At 65.0% G+C, this 24,970-nt stretch carries 20 protein-coding genes; 7 read left to right on the top strand and 13 right to left on the bottom strand.

Going from position 1 to position 24,970, the window contains the following annotated elements; translation table 11 throughout:
- Positions 1-101: 101 nt before the first annotated feature.
- Positions 102-590, bottom strand: coding sequence for a lecithin retinol acyltransferase family protein (locus JTE92_RS13465; RefSeq protein ID WP_306431128.1), 489 nt, complete (start codon positions 588-590; stop codon positions 102-104).
- A gap of 412 nt (positions 591-1,002) precedes the next feature.
- Here JTE92_RS13465 and JTE92_RS13460 point away from each other — a divergent pair, with 412 nt between their 5' ends.
- The gene (locus JTE92_RS13460; protein WP_063236611.1) at positions 1,003-3,147 is read left to right on the top strand and encodes a hydantoinase/oxoprolinase family protein; all 2,145 of its coding nucleotides are present in this window, start codon (positions 1,003-1,005) and stop codon (positions 3,145-3,147) included.
- A 222-nt stretch (positions 3,148-3,369) separates the two neighbouring features.
- Here JTE92_RS13460 and JTE92_RS13455 read toward each other — a convergent pair whose 3' ends face one another.
- A complete protein-coding gene (locus JTE92_RS13455; RefSeq protein WP_063242167.1) occupies positions 3,370-4,470 on the bottom strand; it encodes an IS5 family transposase in 1,101 nt (366 codons plus the stop codon).
- A gap of 62 nt (positions 4,471-4,532) precedes the next feature.
- On the opposite strand from JTE92_RS13455, the gene JTE92_RS13450 reads away from it, so the two are divergent.
- The 4 genes from JTE92_RS13450 to JTE92_RS13435 all read left to right on the top strand — a co-directional run bounded on the left by JTE92_RS13450 (position 4,533) and on the right by JTE92_RS13435 (position 9,089).
- Positions 4,533-6,818, top strand: a complete 2,286-nt coding sequence (locus JTE92_RS13450; protein ID WP_116386743.1) for a hydantoinase B/oxoprolinase family protein — start codon at positions 4,533-4,535, stop codon at positions 6,816-6,818.
- A 23-nt stretch (positions 6,819-6,841) separates the two neighbouring features.
- A complete protein-coding gene (locus JTE92_RS13445) occupies positions 6,842-7,351 on the top strand; it encodes an acetone carboxylase subunit gamma (protein ID WP_063241192.1) in 510 nt (169 codons plus the stop codon).
- Between the two features lie 272 nt (positions 7,352-7,623).
- Positions 7,624-8,601 carry an NAD(P)H-dependent flavin oxidoreductase gene (locus JTE92_RS13440; RefSeq protein WP_063241191.1) on the top strand — a complete coding sequence of 326 codons (978 nt, stop codon included), beginning with the start codon at positions 7,624-7,626 and terminating at the stop codon, positions 8,599-8,601.
- An 86-nt stretch (positions 8,602-8,687) separates the two neighbouring features.
- Positions 8,688-9,089, top strand: a complete 402-nt coding sequence (locus JTE92_RS13435) for a YbaN family protein (RefSeq protein WP_063241190.1) — start codon at positions 8,688-8,690, stop codon at positions 9,087-9,089.
- A 218-nt stretch (positions 9,090-9,307) separates the two neighbouring features.
- On the opposite strand, the gene JTE92_RS13430 is transcribed toward JTE92_RS13435, so the two are convergent.
- The 7 genes from JTE92_RS13430 to JTE92_RS13400 form a co-directional block, all read right to left on the bottom strand.
- Positions 9,308-10,558, bottom strand: a complete 1,251-nt coding sequence (locus JTE92_RS13430; protein ID WP_063241189.1) for a phenylacetate--CoA ligase family protein — start codon at positions 10,556-10,558, stop codon at positions 9,308-9,310.
- Positions 10,559-10,652: 94 nt separating this feature from the next.
- Positions 10,653-11,468, bottom strand: a complete 816-nt coding sequence (locus JTE92_RS13425) for an ABC transporter ATP-binding protein (RefSeq protein WP_063241188.1) — start codon at positions 11,466-11,468, stop codon at positions 10,653-10,655.
- Positions 11,469-11,671: 203 nt separating this feature from the next.
- A complete protein-coding gene (locus JTE92_RS13420) occupies positions 11,672-13,009 on the bottom strand; it encodes an ABC transporter substrate-binding protein (protein ID WP_063241187.1) in 1,338 nt (445 codons plus the stop codon).
- 102 nt (positions 13,010-13,111) lie between these two features.
- A complete protein-coding gene (locus JTE92_RS13415) occupies positions 13,112-14,188 on the bottom strand; it encodes a branched-chain amino acid ABC transporter permease (protein WP_063241186.1) in 1,077 nt (358 codons plus the stop codon).
- A gap of 24 nt (positions 14,189-14,212) precedes the next feature.
- Positions 14,213-15,127, bottom strand: a complete 915-nt coding sequence (locus JTE92_RS13410) for a branched-chain amino acid ABC transporter permease (RefSeq protein WP_063241185.1) — start codon at positions 15,125-15,127, stop codon at positions 14,213-14,215.
- Between the two features lie 84 nt (positions 15,128-15,211).
- The gene (locus tag JTE92_RS13405) at positions 15,212-16,174 is read right to left on the bottom strand and encodes an ABC transporter ATP-binding protein (RefSeq protein WP_063241184.1); all 963 of its coding nucleotides are present in this window, start codon (positions 16,172-16,174) and stop codon (positions 15,212-15,214) included.
- 23 nt (positions 16,175-16,197) lie between these two features.
- Positions 16,198-18,156, bottom strand: a complete 1,959-nt coding sequence (locus tag JTE92_RS13400) for an AMP-dependent synthetase/ligase (protein ID WP_063241183.1) — start codon at positions 18,154-18,156, stop codon at positions 16,198-16,200.
- A gap of 278 nt (positions 18,157-18,434) precedes the next feature.
- Between JTE92_RS13400 and JTE92_RS13395 the strand changes: the two genes are divergently transcribed.
- Both JTE92_RS13395 and JTE92_RS13390 read left to right on the top strand, forming a co-directional pair.
- Positions 18,435-19,103, top strand: coding sequence for a Crp/Fnr family transcriptional regulator (locus JTE92_RS13395; RefSeq protein ID WP_063241182.1), 669 nt, complete (start codon positions 18,435-18,437; stop codon positions 19,101-19,103).
- A 2-nt stretch (positions 19,104-19,105) separates the two neighbouring features.
- Complete coding sequence (locus JTE92_RS13390) at positions 19,106-19,528, top strand: DUF3293 domain-containing protein (RefSeq protein ID WP_063241181.1); 423 nt, start codon at positions 19,106-19,108, stop codon at positions 19,526-19,528.
- 21 nt (positions 19,529-19,549) lie between these two features.
- On the opposite strand, the gene JTE92_RS30710 is transcribed toward JTE92_RS13390, so the two are convergent.
- The 4 genes from JTE92_RS30710 to icmF form a co-directional block, all read right to left on the bottom strand.
- A complete protein-coding gene (locus JTE92_RS30710) occupies positions 19,550-19,678 on the bottom strand; it encodes a hypothetical protein (RefSeq protein ID WP_306431168.1) in 129 nt (42 codons plus the stop codon).
- Between the two features lie 454 nt (positions 19,679-20,132).
- Entirely contained in the window at positions 20,133-21,017 is an 885-nt protein-coding gene (locus JTE92_RS13380) for a 3-hydroxybutyryl-CoA dehydrogenase (RefSeq protein WP_327015689.1), read from the bottom strand.
- 11 nt (positions 21,018-21,028) lie between these two features.
- Entirely contained in the window at positions 21,029-21,466 is a 438-nt protein-coding gene (locus tag JTE92_RS13375) for an HIT family protein (protein ID WP_063241179.1), read from the bottom strand.
- Between the two features lie 156 nt (positions 21,467-21,622).
- Complete coding sequence (icmF, locus tag JTE92_RS13370; RefSeq protein WP_063241178.1) at positions 21,623-24,922, bottom strand: fused isobutyryl-CoA mutase/GTPase IcmF; 3,300 nt, start codon at positions 24,920-24,922, stop codon at positions 21,623-21,625.
- Positions 24,923-24,970: the final 48 nt, after the last annotated feature.

The raw sequence follows: 24,970 nt of genomic DNA, 5'->3' as shown, positions 1-24,970 counted from the left end.
TGTGCTTTGCAGCAAGCCACCGGAAGGTGTCCGGCTTCCGGTCATCCCGGGTTCAAGGTGTCCGGAAACCGGACAGCGCCAACCAGTGCCCGCGCGCGGGTTCAGGAAGTGGATTGCGTTGAGTTCGCGAATGCCTGGCCCTCGAATCCGAATCGGGAAACTGCTCGCAGCACGGACACACTTAGCGAGGCGGCGACCATGAGCAGCCTGACGACCTTGAACCCGGCAGCGACCGCATCGCTTGCCCGGAACCTCCATGCATCGATCTGCTCGCTGCGGCTCTCGCCATACAGGCACCACGTACAGAAGTGCTCACAGTTATTGGAGATCAGGCGATAGCGATCCTCGCCGATGCGGGAGTAGGCGCGTTCGACGGCTTCCACACCAGCGAACCTGGCGCCGGGGCTTTGCCGGACCCAGACCGGATGCCCATGCGCGAATTCCGCGAGCGTGACCTCGTGCACCGGCCCGCGACGCAGTGACCGCGACAGACCTGCGTAGTGCACGACCTTGCCGGTCCCTGCGTAGACGCCATGATGCGTGTACCAAAGTCGATTGGTGACGAGATGGGTTCCGATCGCCAGCTCCATGTCGGCAACTGCTCCGACATTCAGGCGCCTTGACCTCATTGAATTCTTCATGGGCTTCACCATATTTCGCTGCCATTCGCGTGAAGCCATTGCATAGCGCATGCCAGCCACAAGCAATCTGCGTGGCAGCGCCCGGGAACGTCGAGGTTCCTGTCCATCCGGCAGCGACCGGCAGATCTTCCGCCGGACAGAAAGCGTCCGATTCCCGGACACCGCTGTGCAGGGCGTCGTGAATCCGGACACTGACGACGGGCCTGCTGCCGCCCGCGGAGTGGCCAGACAATGCCGGCAACTCGTTGAATTCAATCGCCTTGCGGGGCTGCTCCCTGCTGCCGGCCTAGCCTGGCACAAGCTTTGCCATGGATGAGTCGTGGGAGATCCCACCATGACTACACCAATGACAGGAGGCAGTATGCAATCGCAGTCCACCGTACAGGTGATGGGCATCGATGCTGGTGGCACGATGACCGACACATTCTTCGTGCGCTCCGATGGCCGCTTCGTGGTCGGCAAGGCGCAGAGCAATCCCGGCGACGAATCGCTTGCCATCTACAAATCTTCCGAAGACGCCCTCGCCCACTGGGACCGGACGGTAGACGACGTCTATCCGGAGCTGGTGACGTGTGTCTACTCCGGTACGGCCATGCTCAACCGCATCCTGATGCGCAAGGGCCTCGCCGTTGGCCTCATCTGCAACCGCGGATTCGAGCAGATTCATTCGATGGGCCGCGCCCTGCAGAGCTATCTTGGCTACGCATTGGAGGACCGCATCCACCTGAACACCCACCGCTACGACGAGCCCCTGGTGCCCGTCTCGCGCACGCGCGGTGTCACCGAACGCACCGACGTGCAGGGGAAGCTGGTTATCCCCCTGCGCGAAGACGAGGTGCGCCAGGCTACCCGAGAACTGGTGGAGGCCGACTCGCAAGCCATCGTCATCTGCCTGCTGCAATCCCACAAGAACGAATCGAGCGAGCAGCGCGCCCGTGACATCGTGCGCGAGGAGCTGAAAAAGCTGAAGACGGATATCCCGGTGTTCGCCTCGGTGGACTACTACCCGTCGCGCAAGGAGAGCCACAGGATGAACACCACCATCCTCGAGGCTTACGGCGCGGAGCCTTCGCGTCAGACGCTGAAGAAGGTCAGCGACCGGTTCAAAAAGCACGGTGCCAAGTTTGATCTGCGCGTCATGGCCACGCACGGCGGCACCATCAGCTGGAAGGCCAAGGAACTCGCGCGCACGATCGTCTCCGGCCCCATCGGCGGCGTCATCGGCTCCAAGCTGCTGGGCGAGTACCTGGGCGACGAGAACATTGCCTGCTCCGACATCGGCGGCACCAGCTTCGACGTGGCCCTGATCACCAAGGGCAATTTCGCCATCAAGTCCGACCCCGACATGGCGCGGCTGGTGCTATCCCTGCCCCTGGTAGCGATGGACTCGGTGGGCGCCGGCGCCGGCAGCTTCGTGCGCCTCGACCCCTACAGCAAGTCGATCAAGCTCGGCCCCGACAGCGCCGGCTACCGCGTGGGCACCTGCTGGCCGGAAAGCGGCCTCGACACGGTGTCGGTCTCCGACTGCCACGTCGTGCTCGGCTACCTGAACCCGGAAAACTTCCTGGGCGGCGCCATCAAGCTCGACGTGCAGCGCGCCCGCGACCACATCAAGGCGCAGATCGCCGACCCGCTCGGCCTGTCGGTCGAGGATGCCGCCGCCGGCGTCATCGAACTTCTCGATCTCACTCTTTCCGAGTACTTGCGCGCCAACATCAGTGCCAAGGGCTACAACCCGGCGGATTTCACCTGCTTCTCCTATGGCGGCGCCGGCCCCGTGCACACCTACGGCTACACCGAGGGCGTCGGCTTCAAGGACGTGGTCGTGCCGGCCTGGGCGGCCGGCTTCTCGGCCTTCGGCTGCGCCTGCGCCGACTTCGAGTACCGCTACGACAAGTCGGTGGACCTTGGGGTTGCCCAGCACGCCCCCGACGCCGACAAGGAAGCCGCCTGCAACAGCCTGCAGGAAGCCTGGTCGGAACTGGCAGTCAAGGTCATCGACGAATTCGTCCTCAACGGCTACAAGCCCGAGGATGTGCTGCTGATCCCCGGCTACAAGATGCAGTACATGGGCCAGTTGAATGACCTCGAAATCGTCTCGCCGGTGACCAGCGCCGCAAGCGCCGCCGACTGGGACCAGATCGTCGAGGCCTTCGAGAACACCTACGGCCGCGTCTACGCAAGTTCCGCCCGCTCGCCGGAACTGGGCTTCTCGATCACTGGCGCCATCCTGCGCGGCACCGTCGTGACCCAGAAGCCGGTGCTGCCGGAAGACCCGGATGCCGGCCCGACGCCGCCCAAGGAAGCCTACCTCGGCACCCGTCCGTTTTACCGGCACAAGAAGTGGGTGGATGCCGCGCTCTGGAAGATGGAAGCCCTCAAGGCCGGCAACCACATCGTGGGTCCCGCCATCATCGAATCGGACGCCACGACCTTCGTCGTGCCTGACGGCTTCGAAACCACGATCGACAAGCACCGCCTGTTCCATCTCAAGGAAGTGAAGTAAGGAGACCCACCATGAATATGATGAGCAATAAGGAAATCGGCCTCGCCGACCTGCTGCAGAACGGCCAGACGCTTAACAGGCTGCTGAAGTACTCGCCGCGCAAGCGGCGAAGCTTCCCCTGCAAGGCTGATTGGTTTGTGATTTTTCACAATCCGGAAGCCGAACGTCACTGCATCGACTTTATCAGCGATTTGGTACCTGATTCCGGCCTCATTACCGCGATTACGGCAACTGCGGACGGATTTGTCCCAGCGAGCGCATGCGCACGAGGTTGTAGGCGGCCATGCTCAGCACAAACATCTGGTCAACCTTCTTCAGGCCGCGCACCATCACATGGCGCATGCGCCCCACGGTCTTGGCCCAGCCAAAGCCTTGTTCGATCAACTTGCGCTTCTGCTGCGAGATCGCATAACCGGTGCTGTTGGCGATCTCGTCCGGAACGGCCGAGCGCCGCCCCGAGGTGTTCTGTGCCACGTGGGGCGTCACCTTCATCTCCAGGCATGCCTGAATGAATTCTTCGGCGTCGTAGCCCTTATCCGCGCCCACGGTGACTTCCACATCCAGGTCCTCAGCCACCTGCCTGGCATCATTTAGCATGACTTTGGCGGCCTCGCGCTCGGCATGTCCGTCCGCATTGGTGACCATCGCGCTCACCACCAGGCCGTGGCGGTTGTCGCTCAGGGTATGACCCATGTAGCGCAGTGCACTGGCGGTCTTGCCCTTGCGGTAGAGCCTGGCATCGGGATCGGTCTTGGACTCGTGCGTGTCGTTGCCGCGCTTGCGACCCTTGAAGTTGGCGCCGTCGTTGTCGTCTTCGTCGCCGCCATCCTTGCGCACGAAGCTCTTGTGGCCCGCCCACGCTTGAATCAGCGTGCCGTCGACGCTGAAGTGCTCGCCCGACAGCCAGTCCTTCTTCTGCGCGATGGCCAGCACTTCGTTGAAGAACTCGATCACCGCATCATGCTTGATCAGCCGTTCGCGGTTCTTGGTAAAGACCGTGGGCACCCAAACTGTATCGTCCATCGACAGCCCGATGAACCAGCGAAACAGCAGGTTGTATTGCGTCTGCTCCATGAGCTGGCGTTCGGAGCGAATGCTGTAGAGCACCTGCAGCAGCATGGCCCGCAGCAACTTCTCCGGCGCGATGCTGGGCCGGCCGCCCTTAATGTCGGCCTCGTACATCTGCGCGAACAACCGGTTCATCTTCACCAGCGCCAGGTTGGCCATAGTGCGGATCGAGCGCAGCGGGTGGGACTTTGGCACGAAATCATCCAGCCTCCGCATGGTGAACAGGCTTTCGGAGAAGGTGTCTGCGCCGCGCATAAATGTGAGGTTGGATGGGATCCTCAAATCAACGCTTCACCCGGCTGTCGCGCTGACTTCCGCTGGAGGTATTTCAGCAGCCTGTTAAGCAGTACCGCGACGGTATCATCGAGCGTACCAAGGCCACCGGCCACTACAACGGCCTCAAGAAGCTGGAATTCCGGGACAGCGACCCGATCGGCTACGAGAAGCTGTTCTCCAAGCTGCGTGGTGGCCTGGTGCATGCCCGCGAGACCGCCAAGAAGATCGCCGCCAGCCCCATCGTCGAGCAGGAAGGCGAACTCTGCTTCACGCTTTACAACGCCGCCGGCGACTGCGTCCTGACCTCGACCGGGATCATCATCCACGTCGGCACCATGGGCGCTGCGATCAAGTACATGATCGAGAACAACTGGGAAGCCAACCCCGGCATCAACCCCGGCGACATGTTCACGACCAATGACTGCGCCATCGGTAACGTCCATCCATGCGACATCGCCACCATCGTCCCGATCTTCTGGGAAGGACGGCTGATCGGCTGGGTGGGCGGCGTCACCCATGTCATCGACACCGGCTCGGTGACGCCGGGCTCAATGTCCACCGGCCAGACCCAGCGCTTCGGCGACGGCTACATGATCACCTGCCGCAAGACCGGGGTGAACGACGAGCCGCTGCGCGACTGGCTGCATGAGTCCCAGCGCTCGGTGCGCACGCCCAAGTACTGGATCCTCGACGAAAAGACCCGCATCGCCGGCTGCCACATGATCCGCGAGTTGGTGGAGGAAGTGATCCGCGCCGACGGCATCGAAGCCTACGAGAAGTTTGCCTTCGAGGTCATCGAAGAAGGCCGCCGCGGACTGCAGAGCCGCATCAAGGCCATGACCCTGCCCGGCAAATACCGCAAGGTTTCCTTTGTCGACGTGCCATACAAGCACGACGACGTGCAGGTCTCCAACGCCTTCGCCAAGCTCGACTCCATCATGCACTCGCCGGTGGAGATGACCATCAGGCCGGACGGAAAATGGCGCCTGGACTTCGAAGGCGCGAGCCGCTGGGGCTGGCACACCTTCAACGCCCATCAGGTGGCCTTCACTTCCGGCATCTGGGTGATGATGTGCCAGACCCTGGTGCCTACCCAGCGCATCAACGACGGCGCCTACTTCGCCACCGAGTTTCGGCTACCAAAGGGCACCTGGTGCAACCCGGATGACCGCCGCACTGGCCACGCCTACGCCTGGCACTTCCTGGTCTCAGGCTGGGCGGCCCTGTGGCGCGGTCTGTCCCAGTCCTATTTCAGCCGTGGCTATCTGGAAGAGGTCAATGCCGGCAACGCCAACACCTCCAACTGGCTGCAGGGTGGCGGCATCAACCAGGACGGCGAGATCCACGCGGTCAACAGCTTCGAGGCCAGTTCCTGCGGCACGGGTGCCTGCGCCGTCAAGGATGGCCTCAACCATGCCGCCGCCATCTGGAACCCGGAAGGCGACATGGGCGACATCGAGATCTGGGAGATGGCCGAGCCGCTGCTCTACCTCGGCCGCAACGTCAAGGCCAACTCCGGCGGCTACGGCAAGTACCGCGGCGGGTGCGGCTTCGAGACGCTGCGCATGGTGTGGAACGCCCAGGACTGGACCATGTTCTTCATGGGCAACGGGTTCATGAACAGCGACTGGGGCATGATGGGCGGCTATCCCTCAGCCACCGGCTACCGCTTTGAGGCGCACAAGACAGGGCTGGACAAGCGCATCGCCATTGGCGACTCCTTGCCCCTGGGCGGCGACATCGATCCGGGCAAGCCGGACTACGAGCGCCACATCGATGCCACTGCCGTGGTCAAGCGTGACAAGCAGTGCATCACCACCGAGGACTGCTACGCCAACCACGACCTGTACCTCAACTACCTGCGCGGCGGCCCGGGCTTTGGCGACCCGATCGACCGGGATCCGAAGGCCATCGAGGAGGACCTCAACCAGAAATTCCTGCTGCCGGAATACGCGCAGAAGGTCTATGGCGCCGTCTTCACCCAGGACGCCAAGGGCGTGTTCAAGGTAGATGCGGGCAAAACCCAGGCCCGCCGTGCCGAGATCCGCAAGGAACGCCTGGCCCGGTCCCTGCCAACCCGCGAGTGGATGAAGGAGGAGCGCGAACGCATCCTCAACAAGCACGCGTCCATCCAGGTGCAGCACATGTTCGCCACCAGCTTCGCCCTGTCGGAGAAGTTCACGCGGGAGTTCAAGGCATTCTGGAACCTCCCCGCCGAATGGCAGCTGCTGGAGGAAGAACTGGGCGTGCCGTCCTACGGCGCCAAGCACCGCATGGACCTCTCCCTGCTGCCCGACGTCACCACCGTCGTCCAGGTCGAAGAGTAATCACCGAATCAAGGAGCTGAACAATGTCTGCCTACACCAATGAACAGGTTGCCCACCTCGTCGAAGGCTCTCTGGACTGGGAAACCACTTTCCGCATGCTCTCGATGCCCAAGGATGACAGCCGGTTCGAGCAGTACCTGGCCGCACTGCAGGCCAAGGTGAGCTTCCCGGACCGTATCGTGCTTCCGCTCGGCCCGCACATGCACATTGTGCAATCGGCCGGCACCAGGAAATGGGTGGTCAAGTGCGATTGCGGCCACGAGTTCTGCGACTACCGCGAGAACTGGAAGCTGCATGCCTCGATCTATGTGCGCGACACCGAAGAGGCAATGACCGAGGTCTATCCCAGGCTGATGGCCCCTGACACCCAGTGGCAGGTATATCGCGAGTACTACTGCCCGGCGTGCGGCACCATGCACGATGTCGAGGCGCCCACCCCCTGGTATCCGGTAATCCACGACTTCGAGCCGGACATCGAGGCCTTCTATCAGGAATGGGTACAACTACCGGTCCCCGAGCGCGCCCCGGACTGATCGCCGCGTGAAGAGCGGGGGGCAGGCACTGCCTGTTCCCCGCAGTCTGAGAAACGGGAAATATCGGCAATAGCCAGGCAAGCACACCGAAATCTGACCGCCCATGCAGTGATGCCTGCACCACACAGCGATCTGACCTGACTCGCCTGCCATCGCCGGCAGGATCGGCATAGACTTGGGCTTCTAGCGACGCACCCCGGAAACTCCCTATAATCGAACGACCGTTCATTTAGGGCATGTTCCGCGTGCCCGCCCGTGGTTCAGGAGACACCATGCCCGCCGCCAAGCAACTGCCCCAGGTCCTGCAGAACCTGGCCCTGCCCGTGATTGCCTCGCCCATGTTCATCGTCAGCTATCCCGAACTGGTGCTGGCGCAATGCAAGGCCGGCATCGTCGGTTCGTTCCCGGCGCTGAACGCGCGCCCCGCGGAGCTGCTCGGCGAATGGCTGACGCAGATCCAGGATGAGCTGGCCGCGTTCAAGGCCGCCAACCCGGGCGCGCCGGTCGGGCCGGTCGCGGTCAACCAGATCGTCCATGCGTCCAACGCCCGCCTCGAGCACGACATCAAGGTCTGCGTCGAGCACAAGGTGCCGATCTTCATCACCTCGCTGCGCGCGCCGCCCAGGGAGCTGATCGACGCGGTGCACAGCTACGGCGGCATCGTGCTGCACGACGTGATCAGCCTGCGCCATGCCGAAAAGGCGATCGAGGCCGGCGTCGACGGCCTGATCCTGGTCGCGGCCGGCGCCGGCGGCCATGCCGGCATGCTGTCGCCGTTCGCGCTGGTGGGGGAGGTACGCAAGATCTTCGACGGCCCGATCGCGCTGTCGGGCTCGATCGCCACCGGCGAGGCCGTGCTGGCGGCGCAGGCCATGGGCGCCGACTTCGCCTACGTCGGCACGCGCTTCATCGCCTCGCAGGAGGCGCATGCAGCCGAAACGTACAAGCGGTCGATCACCAGCTCGGCCGCCGCAGATATCGTCTACACCAACGTGTTCACGGGCGTGCACGGCAACTACATCCGCGAAAGCATCAGCAACGCGGGCCTGGACCCGGACAACCTGCCGGTGGCCGACAAGACCAGGATGGACTTCTCCAGCGGCAGCTCCAAGGCCAAGGCGTGGAAGGACATCTGGGGTGCCGGCCAGGGCGTGGGCCAGATCCACGACATCCCGGGCGCCGGCGAGATCGTCGCGCGCATGAAAGCGGAGTACGATGCGGCCAAGGCGCGGCTTGGGATTGCGCGCTGACCGATCCGATCGCCGGGGCCGCTTAGCGGCCCTTTGTTCGACCATTGCAGCCTTCCAACCCTGACCTTTCGCCCGATCCTGAAGCCGTGCTGAGCCACCGCCAGCGCGTGCTGCGCGCCGTCTGGGTGGCGCTGGGCGGGCTCTGCCTGCTGCTGGGCGTGATCGGGATCTTCCTGCCGGTGCTGCCGACCACGCCGTTCGTGCTGCTGGCCGCGGCGTGCTTCGCGCGCGGGTCGCAGCGCTTCCACGGCTGGCTGATGGGGCATCCGCGCTTCGGGCCGCTGGTCAGCGACTGGCAGCGGCATCGGAGCATTCCGTTCAAGGCGAAGTGCCTGGCGCTGTCGATGATGTGGGTGTCGATGGGGACGACGGCATGGCTGCTGCGGGGGCGGCCGGTTGCGTCGGCGGCGTTGCTGGCTTGTGCGGTGGGGGTTAGCGTGTGGATGATCCGGTTGCCAACGCGGCCTGCGGATGGGGGGAAGTCTTGAGGCTTTTTGGTCTGTCGACGCCCGTCACTCCGTTGACGCTCTGGCCCTCACCCCCACCCCTCTCCCGCACGCGGGAGAGGGGAGCGACTGCGCGGGGTGACGGCAAGCGCTGACGCTATCGCACACCAACGGTTTGCTCCCCTCTCCCGCTTGCGGGAGAGGGGCAGGGGGTGAGGGCTAGCGCCTCAACGAAGTCAGACTCTCTCACGGCAAGTCCTTCACTCATACCGCCGCGCATCCTCAATCACCTTCCCATCCTGCGGCAACGACCCCGACGCCACGAACGCCACCTCCCCGCGCAATCGCATCACCTCGCGCAGCGACTCGGCCACCGCGCGCTGCAGTTCCGTATCCTCGCGCGTTGCCTCGCAGCGCAACGTCATCACGTCCGCGCCAGGATCGCCGGTCACCACCAGCCGCGCAGCGCGGATTTCCGGATGGCGGCGCAGCACGTCGGCCACCTGCCCCGGATGCACGAACATGCCCTTGACCTTGGTCGCCTGGTCCGCGCGTCCCAGCCAGCCCTTGAGCCGGATATTGGTGCGCCCGCACGGGCTCGGCCGCTGCGAGGATTCCGCCACCACCGCCGACAGGTCGCCGGTGCCGAAGCGGATCAACGGATAATCGCCGTTGCCGAGCACCGTCACCACCACCTCGCCGGTCTCGCCCTCAGGCATGGGCCGCGTGCCGCCCGGCTCGACGATCTCCACCAGCACGCCCTCGTCCACCACCCAGCCGTCGCCGCCTTCGGTCTCGTAGGCGATCAGCCCGAGATCCGCGCTGCCGTACATCTGCTGCACGCGCACCCCGCGTTGCTGGAACCACGCGCGCAATGACGGCGGCAGCGCCTCGCCGGAGACCAGCGCTTTGGCGAGGCTGGTGCAGGGCAGGCCCATCTCGTCGCCCCGTTCCAGCAGCAGCTTCAGGAATGAAGGCGTGCCCGCGTAGGCCGCCGGCTGCAGGCTGGCAAGCGCCTGCACCTGCGACTCGGTCTGGCCGACGCCCGCCGGGAACACGCAGCAGCCCAGCTTGTGCGCGCCGATTTCCATCATCATGCCGGCCGGCGTGAAGTGGTAGGAAAAGGTGTTGTAGACCAGGTCGCCGGCACGGAAGCCCGCGGCATGCATGGCGCGGGCCGTGCGCCACCAGTCGGCGTCGTGGCCATCGGGCTCGTGGATCGGGCCCGGTGACTGGAACACATGGCGCAGCCTGCCCAGCGGCGTCGCATTGAGGCCGCCCAGCGGCGGCAGCGCGCGCTGGCGTGCGGTCAGGTCGGACTTGCGCGTCACCGGCAACGCCGCCAGCGCCTCGCGCGACGTCAGCGAGCGCGGGTCCACGTCGCGCAGCAGCTCGGCGAAGTAAGGCGCGTTGTCGCGCGCGTGGGCCACCTGGCGTGCCAGGGCGGCAAGAAGCGCCTGCTCGCGGATTGCCGGCGCGCGGGTTTCGAGCGAATCGAAGTATTCAGGCATGGTGCTGTTGCGTCAGGAAAGGAGGCGGATTGCCGCCGCGCCGGCGGCAACCAGCCACGGCGCGTTGGCAACGCCAGGGATAAACCGCGCGGCGCTATGCCAGCCAGCGCTTGCGCCGGCGATAACTCTTGACGTCGCGGAAGGACTTGCGCGCGCCGCCATCCGCGTCGTTGGCGGCCACGCCCAGGTAGAACTCCTTCACGTCCTCGTTGGTGCGCAGCGACTCGGCGTCGCCGTCCATCACCACGCGGCCGTTTTCCAGGATGTAGCCGTAGTCGGCATAGCGCAGCGCGACCATGGTGTTCTGCTCGGCCAGCAGGAAGCTGACCTTCTCGCGCGAATTCAGGTCGCGCACGATCTCGAAGATCTCTTCGACGATCTGCGGCGCCAGGCCCATCGACGGTTCGTCGAGCAGGATCATCGCCGGCTTGGCCATCATGGCGCGGCCGATCGCACACATCTGCTGCTCGCCGCCGGAGGTGTAGCCCGCCTGCGACTTGCGGCGCGTCTTCAGGCGCGGGAAATAGTTGTAGATCTTCTCCAGCTCGTCGCGCGTCTGCGAGCGCGACAGGCCACGCGTGTACGCACCGGTGAGCAGGTTTTCCTCGATGGTCAGGTGCGCGAAGCAGTGGCGCCCTTCCATCACCTGGATCACGCCGCGGCGTACCAGGTCGTTGGGGGTGAGCTGGTCGACGCGGTCGCCGCGATACTCGATCGAACCCTTGGTGACGTCGCCGCGCTCGGCCTGCAGCAGGTTGGAAATCGCCTTCAGCGTGGTGGTCTTGCCCGCGCCGTTGGCGCCGAGCAGCGCCACGATCTTGCCCTCCGGCACTTCGAGCGAAACGCCCTTGAGCACCAGGATCACGTGATCGTAGATGACTTCGATGTTGTTGATGGACAGGAGGCTCATGGTGTGGCTCGGATTGGTGTTGCGGTAATTTGGGACTTCGCATTCCCGCTGGTTTGCTCCCCTCTCCCTTTGGGAGAGGGGCGAGGGAGAGGGCGGCGTCTATGACGAAGTAAGCGCCTTCCGGATTGCGAGCGCCTGCCCTCTCCCCCGGCCCCTCTCCCGCAAGCGGGAGAGGGGAGCACCCCATCGGGCATTGGCCGGCATCAAGACTTCGAGCACCCCGGCGTAATCCCCTTCTCCTTCGCATACTGCGCGGCCGTGGCCTTGAACAGCGGGTGGATCAGGCTCTTGTTGCCCTCGATCCAGTCCGACACCACCACCCACTTGCTGCCGTCCCACTGCTGGATCTTCACCTTGCCCGAGCCCTCGTGGTTCTCGCAGCTGGTCTTGATCTCGGGCAACAGGCCGGTGGCACCCAGTTGCTGCAGGCGCGCGTTGGTCAGGTTCAGGTTTTCGAAGGCCCAGCGCATCTGCTCGCCGGTCATGGGCTTGCCCTTGCCGAACTTGCCCTGCGCCACGCGCACCGCTTCCACCGTCACCACCGCTGCGGAAACGCCGCGGTTGTACAGCACCGAACCGATCTTGCTCTTGTCCTGCAGGTTGCCCTTGCCGGCGCCGTACACGACTTTCTCGATATCGGCGATCAGCGGCACGCTCTTGCCCGCGACGTTCCAGGTCGCGCTCATGTAGCCCTTGGAGGCATCACCCGCCGGCACCGTGTCTTCCTCGGAGCCCGCCCACCAGGAGCCGATCATTTTCTCGCGCGAGAAGCCCACCTTCTGCGCGGCCTTCAGCGCGGTCTGGTTCATCACGCCCCAGCCCCAGAAGATCACGTAGTCGGGGTTCTCCTGGCGGATCTTCAGCCACTGCGCGCCCTGCTCGTTGCCCGGGTGCGCCACGGGAATTTCCACCAGGTTGAACTTGCCGAGACGCGCTTCGGCCTGCAGCGCCACGATCGGCTCCTTGCCATAGGCCGAGTCGTGGTACAGGTAGACGATCTTCTTGCCGGCCAGCGAGCCGCCGCTCTTGCTCGCCAGGTACTTGACGATGGCCGACACCTGCATCTGGTACGTGGTCACCAGCGGGAACGCGTACGGGAACACCGAGCCGTCCACCGCATCGGTGCGGCCGTAGCCCATCATCACCAGCGGCACCTTGTCGGCGGCGGTCTTGTCGACCAGCGCGTACGAGATGCCGGTGGACATGGCGTGATAGGCCGTGCCCTTGGTGGTGGCGTTCTTGGACTTCAGGCGCTCGTAGCACTCGACGCCCTTGGCGTTGTTGTACTCGGTCTCGCACTCTTCCCAGCTCATCTTGACGCCGTTGACGCCGCCATCCTTCAGGTTGACGTAGTTGAGGTAGTCGATGAAGCCGCCATACCACGACTGCCCGTTGGCGCCATACGGGCCCACGCGATAGCTCGGCAGCGCGACGAACTGCTCGTTGCTTTGCGCCAGTGCCGGCACCGCCGGCGCCAGCAGTGCAGCCGCGGCGCTGACCACCAGGGCGGCGCGTTGCACGTTGCGAATCAGGTTGGTCATGACAGTCTCCTTCGCCCTCGGTGGGGCGTTTCGTTATGTGTAGGCTTCAGTACTTCACTCAGGACCTGCGGTATATACGGTGAGACAAGGAATCCCGCCCCGTCAGTGCGGGAATGGCCACAGCCTCAGCTTCTCCTTGGCGATCTGCCACATCCGGGCCAGCCCGTGCGGCTCCACGATCAGGAAGAAGATGATCAGCCCGCCGAACACCATCAGCTGGATGTGCGACACGGTGGCGTTGGTAAAGGGCAGGTGCAGCAGCGATGCCAGCGGCGGCAGCACGTTGTCCAGGAAGATCGGCAGCAGCAGGATGAACGCCGCGCCCAGGAACGAGCCCAGGATGCTGCCCACGCCGCCGATGATGATCATGAACAGCACGCGGAACGACAGGTCCAGCGAGAAGCCGTCCGGCTCGACCGAGCCCAGGTAGCAGAACGCGTACAGCGCGCCGGCCACGCCGCAGTAGAACGAGCTGACCGCAAACGCCATCAGCTTGGTGCGCATCAGCGGGATGCCGATCACCTCGGCCGCCACGTCCATGTCGCGCACCGACATCCAGGCGCGGCCCGTGGCCGAGCGCACCAGGTTCTTGGCCAGCAGCGCCAGCACCGTGACGATGGCCAGCACGAACAGGTACTTCTTCACCGGCGTATCGATGGCGAAGCCGAACAGGTCCAGCCGTTGAGCGGTGATCACGCCCGACGAGCTGTTGTTGGAGAACCAGGGGAACTTGGTCAGCGCCCACACTACGAAGAACTGCGCCGCCAGCGTCGCCACCGCGAGGTAGAAGCCCTTGATGCGCAGCGATGGCAGGCCGAACGCCACGCCCACCAGCGCCGCCGACAGCCCCGCCAGCAGGAACGACAGCAGCACCGGGATGCCTTCGATGCGCAGCTGGAAGTTGTAGGCCGCATAGGCGCCCACCGCCATGAAGGCCGCGGTGCCCAGCGAGAGCTGGCCGGCATAGCCGGTGAGGATGTTCAGCCCGAGCGCCGCCAGCGAAAAGATCAGGAACGGGATCAGGATGGCCGAGAACCAGTATTCCGAGCCGACGAACGGGATCACCACGAAGGCCAGCGCCATCAGCAGCGCAAAGCCGATGCGGTCCTGGCGGATCGGGAAGATCTGGCTGTCGGCAATGTAGCTGGTCTTGAACTGGCCGGCTTCACGATAAAACATGGCAAGTCTCCTGTGCGAAGTCGGTCAGACGCGGTCGATATGCTTTTCCCCGAACAGCCCTTCAGGCCGCACCAGGAGAAACAGCAAGGCAAAGACATACGGGAACCACCCTTCGATGCCGCCGAAATTGCCGCCGAACATCGACTGGAACACCGGCGGGATATAGATCTCGGCCAGCTTCTCCGAGGCGCCGATGATCAGCCCGCCGACGATGGCGCCGGGCACGGAAGTAAAGCCGCCGAGGATCAGCACCGGCAGCGCCTTCAGCGCGGTCAGCGTCAGCGCGAACTGCACGCCATTGCGCGAGCCCCACAGCATCCCTGCCACCAGCGCGACGAAGCCGGCCACGCCCCACACGATCGCCCAGATGTTCTGCAGCGGGATGCCCAGCGACAGCGCGGCCTGGTGGTCGTCGGCCACCGCGCGCAGCGCGCGGCCGACCTTGGTGTACTGGAAGAACAGAGCCAGCGACCCCACCAGCGCGCCGGCAATCGCCGCTGCGGCAATGTCGAACTTGGAGATGACGATGTTGAAGCTGGTCAGGATCGATTCGATCGGCTCGTCGACGATGCCCAGGTTGATCGGGCGCACTTCATTGCCGAACAAGAGCGGTCCCAGTCCCTCCAGGAAGAACGACAGCCCGATGGTCGCCATGAACAGCGTGATCGGTGGCTGGTTGACCAGCTTGCGCAGCACGAAGCGCTCGGTGCACATGCCGACCAGGACCATCACCGCGAAGGCGCCGATCACCGCCGCCCACATCGGCATGCCCTTGTCCATCAGCCCCACCACTGCCAGCGCGGCAAAGTAGACCATCGCGCCCTGGGCAAAGTTGAACACGCCCGAGGCCTTGTAGATCAGCACGAAGCCCAGCGCCACCAGCGAATACATCAGGCCGGACAGCAGGCCGCCGAGCAGGATTTCAAAGAAGAACGTCATGGTTTGCCTTTGCTTGCTTCTGTTGGTCCACCAATACCGGTGTCGGGCCCCCCTCTCCCGCGCGCGGGAGAGGGGAGCAAACAATCAGTGAGACGTGCCCAAATAGGCCTTGATCACGTCCGGATTGCCCTTCACCTCCTCTGGCGTCCCGTCCCCGATCTTCTTGCCGTAGTCCAGCACCACCACGCGGTCGGAGATATCCATCACCACGCCCATGTCGTGCTCGATCAGCACGATGGTGGTACCGAACTGCCGGTTCACATCGAGGATGAAGCGGCACATGTCCTGCTTCTCTTCCACGTTCATGCCGGCCATCGGTTCGTCGAGCAGCAGCATCGACGGCTCTGCGGCCAGCGCGCGCGCCAGCTCCACGCGCTTCTGCAGCCCATACGGCAGGCGTCCCACCGGCGTCTTGCGGATCGACTGGATCTCCAGGAAATCGATCACTTCCTCGACCTTCTGGCGGTGGCGCATCTCTTCGTTGCGCGCCGGCCCCCACCACAGCGCATGCGCGAACAGCCCGGTGCGGAACTGCGTGTTGCGCCCGGTCATGATGTTGTCCAGCACCGTCATGCCCTTGAACAGCGCGATGTTCTGGAACGTGCGCGCGATGCCCTGCCGCGCGGCGGCGGTCGGGTGCATCTGCTTGCGCTCCTCGCCGCGGAACACGATGCGTCCCTGCTGCGGGTGGTACACGCCGTTGATCACGTTCAGCATCGAGCTCTTGCCCGCGCCATTGGGGCCGATGATCGCGCGGATCTCGTGCTCGCAGACGTCGAACGAGATATCGGTCAGCGCCTTCACGCCGCCGAACGACAGCGAGATATGCTGCAGGTCCAGGATCACCTCGCCGCCGGTGCGGGCTTGTTCGCCCGTGCGCTGCGCGTGATGCGTGCCGGGTTGCGCACCGCTGTCGTCCGCCAGTCCCGCCGGGGACAGCGGGCCCGCGGGCGCCATCGCGCCGCTGCCGCCGGCCGCGCTCGCGTCGGTACGTGCGGTGCCGGTCCATTCAGGCTTGCCGGCGCCTTGCCAGGCCACTTGCGTCATCTTGATGTCTCCGCCCTATGCTCTTATGCCGCGCGTGCCGCCGGGGGCAGGCGCTTCGCATCGACCAGCTTCAGCGTGGCCGACACGCTGCCCTCGCGCCCGTCCTCGAACTTGACGCGCGTCTCGATGTACTGCTCGGACTTGCCCGCGTAGAGCGCATCCACCAGCACGCCGTATTTCTCGGCGATATAGCCGCGGCGCACCTTGCGCGTGCGCGTCAGCTCGTCGTCGTCCGGGTCCAGTTCCTTGTGCAGGATCAGGAAGCGCGCGACCTGCGAGCCGGCCAGCATGGGATCGTTGGCGAGATCCGCATTCACCTGGTTCACGCATTCGCCGATCATCTCGATCACGTCGGGCTGCGCGGCCAGGTCGATATAGCCCGCGTACGGGAGGTGACGGCGTTCGGCCCAGTTGCCCACTGCCTCGAAGTCGATGTTGATGAAGGCGCAGACCTGGTCGCGGTCGCTGCCGAACGCCACCGCTTCCTTGATGTACGGGAAGAACTTGAGCTTGTTCTCGATGTACTTGGGCGCGAACATCGAGCCGTCGGCGAGCTTGCCCACGTCCTTGGCGCGGTCGATGATCTTCAGGTGGCCGTCGGCATCGATCACGCCGGCGTCTCCGGTCATGAAGTAGCCCTCGTCGTTGATGGCCTCCCGCGTGGCATCGTCGCGCTTGTAGTAGGACTTGAGCAGGCCCACGCCGCGCACCAGCACCTCGCCGTTGTCGGCGATGCGGATCTCCATGCCCGGCGCGGCCGGTCCCACGGAATCGAACTTGACCTGCCCGTCGGGCTGCAGGCAGACGTAGGCGCAGGTCTCGGTCTGGCCATAGAACTGCTTCAGGTTCACGCCGATGGAGCGGTAGAAGCGGAACAGGTCCGGACCGATCGCCTCGCCGGCGGTATAGCCCACGCGGATGCGGCTCATGCCGAGCACGTTGCGCAGCGGGCCGTAGACCAGCGCTTCGCCCAGTGCGTAACGCGCGCGCTCCATGGCGGACACCGGGCGTCCGTCGAGGATATCCGCGCCGCAGCGGCGCGCCACGTCCATCGCCCAGTGGAACACCTTGCGCTTGATCCAGCCCGCATCTTCCATGCGGATCATCACCTGCGTCAGCAGGCCTTCATAGATGCGCGGCGGTGCGAAGTAATAGGTGGGGCCGATCTCGCGCAGGTCGGTCATCACGGTCTCGCGCGATTCCGGGCAATTCACCGTGAAGCCCGCCACCATCGCCTGCGCATAGGAGAACAGGTTGTCGCCCACCCATGCCATCGGCAGGTACGACAGCACGTCGTCCTTCGCGGTCAGGCCGTCGAAAGCGCACCCGTTGCGCGCCGAGCCGATCAGGCCCGCGTGCGAATGGCACACGCCCTTGGGCTTGCCGGTAGTGCCGGACGTATAGAGGATGATCGCGGTGTCGTCAGCCTGGCCCGCGGCAATCGCTTCATCGTAGAAGCCCGGGTGCGCCTGGTCGTATTCGCGCCCCAGCTCCTGCAGCCGCTCGTATGACATCAGCGAAGGATGCTCGTAGTCGCGCAGGCCGCGCGGGTCTTCATAGATGACGTGGCGCACGACGCGGCCGGACTCGGCCAGCTGGGCCTCGACTTCGAGCAGCTTGTCGACCTGCTCCTGGTCCTCGACGATGGCGAACTCGATCTCCGCATCGTTGAGCACGTACACCATCTCGTTGGCGATGGCGTCCTGGTACAGCGGCACCGGCACGCCGCCCAGCGCCTGTGCCGCGGTCATGGCCCAGTACAGGCGGGGGCGGTTGTCGCCAACCACCGCGAGGTTCATGCCGCGTTTGAATCCGAGCGCGGCCAGACCACATGCCAGCGCCCTCACCTGCTGTGCCGCCTGGGCCCAGCTGTATGTCTGCCAGATGCCGAGATCCTTTTCGCGATAGGCCGGATGCTCCGGCCGCTGCTGGGCGTGCGCCAGCAGCCATCGCGGGAAGGTCGTCGCCGACGATTCCTGCATCGCTGTCTCCTGTCCCTCCGGCGTGGGGATCCACGCCCGGTGTCAAGCGCCGGTCCGGTCGTTATACTTGGCTTGCTTTGCCCGGCGGCATCTGCCGCATCGCATCAAGCCCGTCTGTGCCTTGTCTGGAGGGGCCGGGGAAGCGCCTTCTGCCTTCCCGGCGTGCCCTTTCTGGCACCCGCGGTTCCGTTGTGATCGTACGATAGCCCATGCCAACCACCCCGGTTGTCACGCCGGTGACAATTCCGGGTTAATCCCTACGGGAGCTTTTGCAGGCCATGCTGAACGATTTTGTCGACCGCTGCGTGTGGGCAGCAGACCTGAGTCCCGAGCAGCGCGAACGCGTGCGCCGCGCGATGGTCGTGCACGAATACAGCCAGGGCGAGTACGTCAGCCACAAGGGCGACAAGGCCGAGCACTGGATGGGCGTGCTGGAGGGCATCGTCAAGATCACCACGGTCTCGCCGTCTGGCAAGTCGGTGACCTTCACCGGCGTGCCCACCGGCGGCTGGTTCGGTGAAGGCGCGGTGCTCAAGTCGGAGATCCGCAAGTACGACGTGATGGCGCTGCGCCGCTCGACCATCGCCTTCCTGCCGCTCGAGACTTTTCAGTGGCTGCTGGAGACCAGCCTGCCGTTCACGCGCTTCCTGCTGACGCAGCTCAACGAGCGCCTGGGGCAGTTCATCGCGGCGGTGGAATATGAACGCTCGCTCGACATCGATTCGCGCGTGGCACGCGCGGTGTCGTCGCTGTTCAATGAGCACCTGTATCCTGGCATCGGCAAGACGCTGGAGATCTCGCAGGAAGAGATCGGCCTGCTTGCCGGCATCTCTCGCCAGCGCGCCAACCAGGCGTTGAAGGTGCTGGAGCAGCAGAGGCTGATGCGGGTGGACTACGGCGTGATCGAGGTGCTGGACCTCGACGGATTGCGGCAGTACGGAGAGTAGCGGTGGCCACCGTCATCGACGCCGCTACGCTGCAGGCGTATCGCGAAACGCACTATCGCGTGCTGGGCGATGCGCCGATGATCTTGCGGGTCGACCAGGCCAGCGTACCGCTGGCAACGCTGCACCAGGCGCTTGGCGTAACGTGCAGCGCTTTCATTACCGCCGCCAACCCGTTCAGTCAGCGTTGCGACGACAACGCCAACGCTGCGCGCCAGCAGGCGCTGGCGCAGGACGTGGCCGAGATGGGATTGCGCTCGATGGCTGCCGCCGGCGAGCACCCTGCCAACGGCTGGCCGGCCGAGCCGAGCTTTCTGGTGCCGGGCCTGTCGCTGGAGGATGCGCGGCGGCTGGGCGAGAGATTCGGACAGAACGCGGTGGTGTGGAGCGGCGCCGACGCGGTGCCACGGCTGGTGCTGCTGCGCTGAGCGGCGGCACCTCAGGGCACCTCAGCCCCGCGGCCGCTCAGTGGCGATGCCCGTGACGGCCGTGACCGTGACCGTGACCGTGGCCGTGCCCATGGCGATGGTGGTGGTGCCGATGGTGGCGATGGTGATGGCGGTGTCCATGCCACTCATGCCGCCCATACCAGCGGCGGCCGTCCCAGTAGCGGTCGCCATGCCAGCCGTGATAGCGCGGCGCATAAACGACCGGCGGCGGCGGTGCCACATAGACGGGCGCAGGGGCGACGTAGACCGGCGCGGGCGTGCCGATATGCACGCCGACATCGACATGGGCCATGGCCGAACGGGCGGCAAGCAGCGACATCGCGCCCGCCAGCAAGGCGGCAACAAGAACCGGAGGCAGCATTGGGTTTCTTTTTGTCGTAAATGGAATGGGTGCACTGTACCGGGCATTCCTGTTACCGGGTGCGGCGGAGTGTTTCGATTTATAACGGCGTGTAAGCGGGATTTGGCGAAGAGACCGCCGACCCGGGAAATGGCAGGGGCCGCACGCGGCGGCCCCTGAGCGATACGACCAGCGTCACCCCGGCACGGGGCAACGGGTCAGGCGCGGCGAGTGCCGCCTGAATTACTTGCTGTAGACGTACACGCCGCGACCGGTCTTGCGCCCCAGGTAGCCCGCAGCCACCATCTCGCGCATCAGCATCGCCGGACGATACTTCGGATCGGCGAATTCGGTGTACAGCACTTCCATCACGGCCAGCATGGTGTCCAGGCCGATCATGTCGGCCAGCGCCAGCGGGCCGATCGGGTGGTTGCAGCCCAGCTTCATGCCTTCGTCGATCTCTTCCGGCGAGGCCAGGCCTTCGCCCAGCACGCAGAAGGCTTCATTGATCATCGGGCACAGGATGCGGTTGACGACGAAGCCCGGGCTGTTCCTGACCGTGATCGGGTACTTGCCCAGTTCCTTGGCCAGCGCTTCCACGGCGCCATGGGTGGCGTCGCTGGTCTGCAGGCCGCGGATCAGTTCGACCAGCGCCATCACCGGCACCGGGTTGAAGAAGTGCATGCCGATGAAGCGGTCGGCGCGCGAAGTCACCGCCGCCAGCTTGGTGATCGAGATCGACGAGGTGTTGGACGCGATGATCACGTTCTCGCCGACGATGCCGTCGATCTGCTTGAGGATCTTGACCTTCAGGTCGTAGTTCTCGGTGGCGGCCTCGATCACGATGTCGGTGGCCTTGAGGTCGTCATACGAGGTGCTGCCCTTGATGCGCGCCAGCGCGTCAGCCTTCTGCGCCTCGGTCAGCTTTTCCTTCTTGATCAGCCGGTCCAGGCTGCCCGCCACGGTAGCCACGCCCTTCTGCACGGCGGCGTCGCTGATGTCGACCATCACCACGTTCAGTCCCACTACCGCGCAGGCCTGGGCGATGCCATTGCCCATGGTGCCGGCACCGACGATACCTACTGTCCTGATTGCCATCTTCTCTTCCTCTGTCTGCTGGTTGCTTATCGATGTTTGCGTCAATCCGCCTGCTTGCCCAGCGCGGCGATGATGCGCTCGGCATGCCCCTTGAGCACTTCCGGCTCCTGCATGTCGCGCGCGTGGCCGCGCAGCGCCTGGTCGTTGTAGCGCGGCACGATGTGGAAATGGATATGCGGCACGGTCTGGCCCGCCGCTGCGCCGTTGAACTGGCCGATCGAGATGCCGTCGGGGCTGAAGGCCGCGCGCACCGCGCGCGCCACGCGCTGGGTGGCCACGATGGCCGCCTGTGCGCCCTGCTCAGACAGGTCGAAGAGATTGACCGCGGCCTCCTTGGGCACCACCAGCGTATGGCCGTCGGCCTGCGGCATGATGTCCATGAATGCGATGGTGTCGTCGTCCTCGTACACCTTGATGCACGGCATCTCGCCGCGCAGGATCTTGGCAAAGATATTGTTCGGGTTGTACTGGCTGTCCATGGTCTCGTATTGCGGTTGTCTCGGGATTTTTTGCCGCCAGGCGCTATGTTGCGCTACGGTGCGGCGCAGCATCCGAGTGTAACGCAGGGCGGCCCTTCACTGCGGCCGCCCTGCGCGATTACCGGTCACTGAGCCGGGCACTACGTGTATCCGGGTCTACATATTGCGCCGGTACTGCCCACCCACCTCGAACAGCGCGTGCGTGATCTGCCCCAGCGAGCAGACCCGCACCGCGTCCATCAGCACCGCGAACACGTTCTGGTTGTCGATCACCGCCTGGCGCAGCCGCTGCAGCATCGCCGGGGCTTCGCCGGAATGGCCTTGCTGGAACGCGTGCAGGCGGTCCAGCTGGCTCTGCCTCTCGGCCTCGCTGGAGCGCGCCAGCTCCAGCTTTTGCGGGACCGGGTCGCCATCCGGATTGCGGAAGGTGTTCACGCCGATGAGCGGCAGCGTGCCGTCATGCTTGAGCTGCTCGTAGTAGAGCGACTCTTCCTGGATCTTGCCGCGCTGGTAGCCGGTCTCCATCGCGCCCAGCACGCCGCCGCGCTCGGCGATGCGCTCGAATTCCTGCAGCACCGCTTCTTCCACCAGGTCGGTCAGTTCCTCGATCAGGAAGCTGCCCTGGTTGGGGTTCTCGCATTTGGCCACGCCCCACTCGCGGTTGATGATCAGCTGGATCGCCAGCGCGCGGCGCACCGATTCGCCGGTGGGCGTGGTGATGGCCTCGTCGTAGGCGTTGGTGTGCAGCGAATTGCAGTTGTCGTAGATCGCGATCAGCGCCTGCAGCGTGGTGCGGATATCGTTGAAATCGATCTCCTGCGCGTGCAGCGAGCGGCCCGAGGTCTGGATGTGGTACTTGAGCTTCTGGCTGCGTTCATTGGCGCCGTACTTGTCGCGCATCGTCACCGCCCAGATGCGGCGCGCGACGCGGCCCAGCACGCTGTATTCCGGGTCCATGCCGTTGGAGAAGAAGAACGACAGGTTGGGCGCGAAGTCGTCGATATGCATGCCGCGCGCCAGGTACGCTTCCACGTAGGTGAAGCCGTTGGAAAGCGTGAAGGCGAGCTGCGAGATCGGGTTCGCGCCGGCCTCGGCGATGTGGTAGCCCGAGATCGACACCGAGTAGAAGTTGCGCACCTGGTGGTGCACGAAGTACTCCTGGATATCGCCCATCACCTTGAGCGAGAACTCGGTGGAGAAGATGCAGGTGTTCTGGCCCTGGTCCTCCTTGAGGATATCGGCCTGCACCGTGCCGCGCACGTTCTGCAGCACCCAGGTGCGGATCTTGGCCTCTTCGTCGGCGGTCGGCTCGCGCTGGTTGTCCGCGCGGAACTTGTCGAGCTGCTGGTCGATGGCGGTGTTCATGAACATCGCCAGGATGGTCGGCGCCGGGCCGTTGATGGTCATCGACACCGACGTCGACGGACTGGTCAGGTCGAAGCCGTCGTACAGCACCTTCATGTCGTCGAGCGTGGCGATCGACACGCCCGAATTGCCGACCTTGCCATAGATATCCGGGCGCACGTGCGGGTCTTCGCCGTACAGCGTGACCGAGTCGAACGCAGTCGACAGGCGCTTGGCCTCCATGCCCTCGGACACCAGCTTGAAGCGCCGGTTGGTGCGGAACGCATCGCCCTCTCCGGCGAACATGCGCGTGGGATCCTCGTTCTCGCGCTTGAAGGCAAACACGCCGGCGGTGTAAGGGAAGCTGCCGGGCACGTTCTCGCGCATCAGCCACTTCAGCACCTCGCCTTCGTCCTCGAAGCGCGGCAGCACCACCTTGCGCACCTTGGTGCCTGACAGCGTCGTCGTGACCAGTCCGGTGCGGATCTCCTTGTCGCGGATCTTCACCACGTATTCGTCGCCGCTGTAGGCCTCACGCATCTGCGGCCACATCGCCAGCAGCTTGCGCTCTACCTGGCCAAGCGCGCTGTCGCGTTCGGCGGCGAGTGCATCGAGTGCAGCGCCGCCATCGCCTTGGCCCTGCGCCGCCTGCAGCATGCGACTGGATTCGCGCAACTGCTGGCGCTCGCGCGCGATACGGCTTTGCTCCACCACGCGGCGATGGTAAGCGCGCACCGTGTCGGCCAGCTCGGCGAGGTAGCGGCTGCGTGCCGGCGGCACGATCACGTTCTGGCCGGTGGAGATGCGTCCCCACAGCTCGGGCAGCGTGCCGGGCCGCAACTTCAGGCCGCGCTCGGCCAGCGCCGCGCGCAAGCCCTGGTACAGCATGGTCACGCCATCGTCATTGAAGCGCGACGCCTGCGTGCCGTACACCGGCATGTCTTCCGGCTTGCCGTGCCATTGCTCGCGGTTGCGCTGCACCTGCTTGGCCACGTCGCGCCACGCATCCTGCGCGCCCTTGCGGTCGAACTTGTTGATGGCGACAAAGTCGGCAAAGTCCAGCATGTCGATCTTCTCGAGCTGGCTGGCCGCGCCGAACTCGGGCGTCATCACGTACAGCGACAAATCAACATGCGGCACGATCGCCGCGTCGCCCTGCCCGATGCCCGAGGTCTCCACGATCACCAGGTCGAAGCCCGCCACCTTGCATGCCGCGATCACGTCCGGCAATGCCTGCGAGATCTCCGAGCCCGCCTCGCGCGTGGCCAGCGAGCGCATGAAGATGTTCGGATGGTTGATCGCGTTCATGCGGATGCGGTCGCCCAGCAGCGCGCCGCCCGACTTGCGGCGCGACGGGTCGATCGAGATCACCGCGATCGACAGCGCGTCCTGCTGGTCGAGGCGGAAGCGGCGGATCAGTTCGTCGGTCAGCGACGACTTGCCGGCGCCGCCGGTGCCGGTGATGCCGAGGACCGGGATCGCGGCCTGCTTCGCCTGCGCCTGCATCGCCTGCACCAGCGCGGCATCGGCCTTGCCGTTTTCCAGCGCGGTCATCAGCTGCGCCAGCGCGCGGCGGTCGCCGCCGGCAACCGGGTCGAGCGAAGTGGGCGCGTAGCTTGACAGGTCGATGTCGCAGCGCTGCACCATGTCGGCAATCATGCCGGCCAGGCCCATGCGTTGCCCGTCTTCCGGGCTGTAGATGCGCGCCACGCCGTAGGCCTGCAATTCGCGGATCTCGTCCGGCACGATCACGCCGCCGCCGCCGCCGAACACCTGCACATGCTCGCCGCCCTGTTCGCGCAGCAGGTCGACCATGTACTGGAAGTACTCGACGTGGCCACCCTGGTAGCTGGAGATGGCAATGCCCTGCGCGTCTTCCTGCAGGGCCGCCGTGACCACTTCCTCGACCGAGCGGTTGTGGCCCAGGTGGATCACCTCGCAGCCGTGCGACTGCAGGATGCGGCGCATGATGTTGATCGAGGCGTCATGGCCGTCGAACAGCGACGCCGCCGTGACAAAGCGCACCTTGTTGGCCGGACCGCGGCCCTGCTGTACCGGCTTGGGCTGCGGCGCGCCGCGGCGCACATCATGCACATCGGAAAGGTCGGTCATTGTCTCCACCGTCTCAGGGTGTTGGCTGCCACCGCGAGGTCCGCCTGG

Origin of the sequence: Cupriavidus oxalaticus, from assembly GCF_016894385.1 — a bacterium.
GTDB lineage: Bacteria > Pseudomonadota > Gammaproteobacteria > Burkholderiales > Burkholderiaceae > Cupriavidus > Cupriavidus oxalaticus.
The sequence above is the reverse complement of the archived record's forward strand: the minus strand, read 5'-3'. Positions and strand labels throughout refer to the sequence as shown.

Excerpts from the sequence above, each read along its gene's own strand:
- JTE92_RS13465 (WP_306431128.1), bottom strand. The coding sequence starts at position 590 with ATGGAGCTGGCGATCGGAACCCATCTCGTCACCAATCGACTTTGGTAC.
- JTE92_RS13460 (WP_063236611.1), top strand. The coding sequence starts at position 1,003 with ATGCAATCGCAGTCCACCGTACAGGTGATGGGCATCGATGCTGGTGGC.
- JTE92_RS13455 (WP_063242167.1), bottom strand. The coding sequence starts at position 4,470 with ATGCGCGGCGCAGACACCTTCTCCGAAAGCCTGTTCACCATGCGGAGG.
- JTE92_RS13445 (WP_063241192.1), top strand. The coding sequence starts at position 6,842 with ATGTCTGCCTACACCAATGAACAGGTTGCCCACCTCGTCGAAGGCTCT.
- JTE92_RS13440 (WP_063241191.1), top strand. The coding sequence starts at position 7,624 with ATGCCCGCCGCCAAGCAACTGCCCCAGGTCCTGCAGAACCTGGCCCTG.
- JTE92_RS13430 (WP_063241189.1), bottom strand. The coding sequence starts at position 10,558 with ATGCCTGAATACTTCGATTCGCTCGAAACCCGCGCGCCGGCAATCCGC.
- JTE92_RS13425 (WP_063241188.1), bottom strand. The coding sequence starts at position 11,468 with ATGAGCCTCCTGTCCATCAACAACATCGAAGTCATCTACGATCACGTG.
- JTE92_RS13420 (WP_063241187.1), bottom strand. The coding sequence starts at position 13,009 with ATGACCAACCTGATTCGCAACGTGCAACGCGCCGCCCTGGTGGTCAGC.
- JTE92_RS13415 (WP_063241186.1), bottom strand. The coding sequence starts at position 14,188 with ATGTTTTATCGTGAAGCCGGCCAGTTCAAGACCAGCTACATTGCCGAC.
- JTE92_RS13410 (WP_063241185.1), bottom strand. The coding sequence starts at position 15,127 with ATGACGTTCTTCTTTGAAATCCTGCTCGGCGGCCTGCTGTCCGGCCTG.
- JTE92_RS13405 (WP_063241184.1), bottom strand. The coding sequence starts at position 16,174 with ATGACGCAAGTGGCCTGGCAAGGCGCCGGCAAGCCTGAATGGACCGGC.
- JTE92_RS13400 (WP_063241183.1), bottom strand. The coding sequence starts at position 18,156 with ATGCAGGAATCGTCGGCGACGACCTTCCCGCGATGGCTGCTGGCGCAC.
- JTE92_RS13395 (WP_063241182.1), top strand. The coding sequence starts at position 18,435 with ATGCTGAACGATTTTGTCGACCGCTGCGTGTGGGCAGCAGACCTGAGT.
- JTE92_RS30710 (WP_306431168.1), bottom strand. The coding sequence starts at position 19,678 with ATGAGTGGCATGGACACCGCCATCACCATCGCCACCATCGGCACCACC.
- JTE92_RS13375 (WP_063241179.1), bottom strand. The coding sequence starts at position 21,466 with ATGGACAGCCAGTACAACCCGAACAATATCTTTGCCAAGATCCTGCGC.
- icmF (WP_063241178.1), bottom strand. The coding sequence starts at position 24,922 with ATGACCGACCTTTCCGATGTGCATGATGTGCGCCGCGGCGCGCCGCAG.